Raw genomic sequence first — 2,145 nt, forward strand, 5'->3', positions numbered from 1 at the left:
ATCAGATCGAGATGTGGTTCTCGATCCTGGCGCGCAAAGTCCTGCGCCGTGGCAACTTCACCTCCATCGACGACCTTCAGAAACGCATCAGCGATTTCATCGACTTCTTCAATCGCACGTTGGCCAAGCCCTTCCGCTGGACCTATGAGGGAAAGCCGCTCGCAGCATGAATGATTAAACAGTCTCGGGATTTCCACTCTGTTGCACTAGCGATAGCCCGGACTTCATGCCGGTCGAAGCGCTGTGGCGGTGGTTGCGCGAGGATGTGACCTACCAGCACTGCCACGCGAGCCCTGCAGAGTTGATCGCGCGCGCCAATCACTTCGCCGACGAGATCAACCGCGATCCGTATACGGTCGCCGACCGCCTGTGGACGAGAACAACACTCGATCCAGAGGAGGAGAAATTACGCATTCCGGCCTAGGTGGGGTTTAGATCTAACCCGACATTCGCGCCCGCTCTCAAGGGGTACTTTACGGCCAATTCCAGATGCTCACCACCGGCTCTTGAGCGGCAGCTCAGGCTTCGTTTTCGGTCGCTGGACGGCGTGCCAATGATCGACAGCTCAGGGTCCTGATTCGTCGCTCTTTCCAGACGCTCGGCCTTCCGCTAACCGCGTTCAAGAGTCATACAAGCAATTCTTCCGGAACGAACCCCCAGCGTGGGAACTGGACGCTTCCGGAACACGAGAAGGTGGCAACGAAGTTTGCAGTCATCCGCTTCAATCGGATCGCCGAATGTCTCTTCTTGGCCGACTCCGCCCTGTTCTGCCTACCGGACTGAGTGACCGTTCCTGTGTCATCGATCCAACAGCGGATCAGCCCCGGCCGGTAGAGCTGGTAGCGGTCGAAGGCATCGGCGATGCGGGAGGCCAGCTGCCAACGCTTCAGCCCGAGTGAGTCGCCAGACAAATAGTGGCGAAGAGTCTCGAAGCCAGGCTCTGCCAGAACATCGGGCAGACACGCAAACAGCCTCCAAGCCATGCGGTCGATGGCGAGTGGATCCTGCTCCGGAATGTCAGGGAGCAGGTCGCGAGCCAGCTGCCAGATGAAGGTGGCAGGCAAGGGATAGACCAGATTCGTCGCCACCCCGTGTCGCTCGGCTAGCCGCACATTGACCCACCGACCCATGGCCGGGCTCGGGACGACCACCAGCTCGGGCACAAGAGGAGAGGCGGACCGCTTGGTGATGATGTGATCACCAAGGGACGCCAAGAGCGACTCAACAGCGTTGGAGGCAATGATGTAGAGCATGATTCGCGTCGTTCCTGACTCAGAATCGGGGCGAATTCGAGGGAGAGCCTGGCAAGCGTGCTGCGTGATCGATCGCAGCCGGTCTCAGTCAGCGTCTCGCTCGACACCCAAGAGCAATTGCTCCTATTCGAGCACAATACGCGAGTTCGCTCAGTTTGTTTGGACGGCACTTCCTGTGACCCATGTCACAAGAAGTGACTCAAGATGACGCTCATGGGGTTTTTGGCCCAAACCGCCGAAAATATGCAGTAGGCGTCGACCGGGCTTTTGGCTCTGAAGACCCAACGCCAGCACTGAACAATCCGTAGCCTACGGGCCAAATGCGATGGCAACACCACGGTGATCGTACCGGACGGGTGGATATGATCGGGCATTTTTCGATCCGCCCATCATCGCCATGTCCGAGTTTCCCGCAGACGATTCCGCGGGTGAAGCCCTCCCGCAGAGCGACCGGTTGCAGATCCTCTCGCCGGAGGAGTACGAGCTGCTCTGGGGCTTCCCCCGCTTCACCCAGAGCGATCGGGATCTGTTCTTCACGCTGACGGCGCCGGAGCGCGGGGCGGTCGAGCAGTGCCGTTCGCTCCGCACCAAGATCCACCTGCGGCTGCATCTGGGCTACTTGCTCGCTGGTGCAGATTTTTGACGGTTTGGGCCAAAAACCCCCAGAAGGCACGGCTGCTTGAGCTCCGGTTTGCACCGGCGGGCGTCGACTGGCACACCCATCCACTCAGGCCGCAGATCGATGCCATTGCCGCCGGACGTTTCAACGGACATTCCGCACCCCGTGACAGCACCGATGTCGTATTTTTCAGCGGCATCGATTCAGCAGCACGGGGATGGGTGGATAAAGTGCTCCTCTGGTACCTTGAGCGCGCGTAAGAACGCCTGCTGG

General features: G+C 59.5%; 3 protein-coding genes. 2 read left to right on the forward strand and 1 reads right to left on the reverse strand.

The window, feature by feature from the left end:
• The first annotated feature begins 226 nt into the window (after positions 1 to 226).
• Positions 227 to 424, forward strand: a complete 198-nt coding sequence (locus CKO23_RS24435; RefSeq protein WP_200336068.1) for a hypothetical protein — start codon at positions 227 to 229, stop codon at positions 422 to 424.
• Positions 425 to 626: 202 nt separating this feature from the next.
• Here the strand turns inward: CKO23_RS24435 and CKO23_RS24440 are convergent, their stop codons facing one another.
• Entirely contained in the window at positions 627 to 1,253 is a 627-nt protein-coding gene (locus tag CKO23_RS24440) for an exodeoxyribonuclease V subunit gamma (protein ID WP_200336070.1), read from the reverse strand.
• 397 nt (positions 1,254 to 1,650) lie between these two features.
• On the opposite strand from CKO23_RS24440, the gene CKO23_RS24445 reads away from it, so the two are divergent.
• Positions 1,651 to 1,896: a hypothetical protein gene (locus tag CKO23_RS24445; protein ID WP_200336072.1), complete on the forward strand. Its 246-nt coding sequence runs from the start codon at positions 1,651 to 1,653 to the stop codon at positions 1,894 to 1,896.
• Positions 1,897 to 2,145 lie beyond the last annotated feature (249 nt).

The sequence above is a fragment of the Thiocystis violacea genome (genome assembly GCF_016583565.1).
In the GTDB taxonomy this organism is placed as follows: Bacteria; Pseudomonadota; Gammaproteobacteria; order Chromatiales; family Chromatiaceae; genus Thiorhodococcus; species Thiorhodococcus violaceus_A.

Bases quoted from the DNA above. Each gene is read 5' to 3' on its own strand.
- CKO23_RS24435 (WP_200336068.1), top strand. From the start codon at position 227: ATGCCGGTCGAAGCGCTGTGGCGGTGGTTGCGCGAGGATGTGACCTAC.
- CKO23_RS24440 (WP_200336070.1), bottom strand. From the start codon at position 1,253: ATGCTCTACATCATTGCCTCCAACGCTGTTGAGTCGCTCTTGGCGTCC.
- CKO23_RS24445 (WP_200336072.1), top strand. From the start codon at position 1,651: ATGTCCGAGTTTCCCGCAGACGATTCCGCGGGTGAAGCCCTCCCGCAG.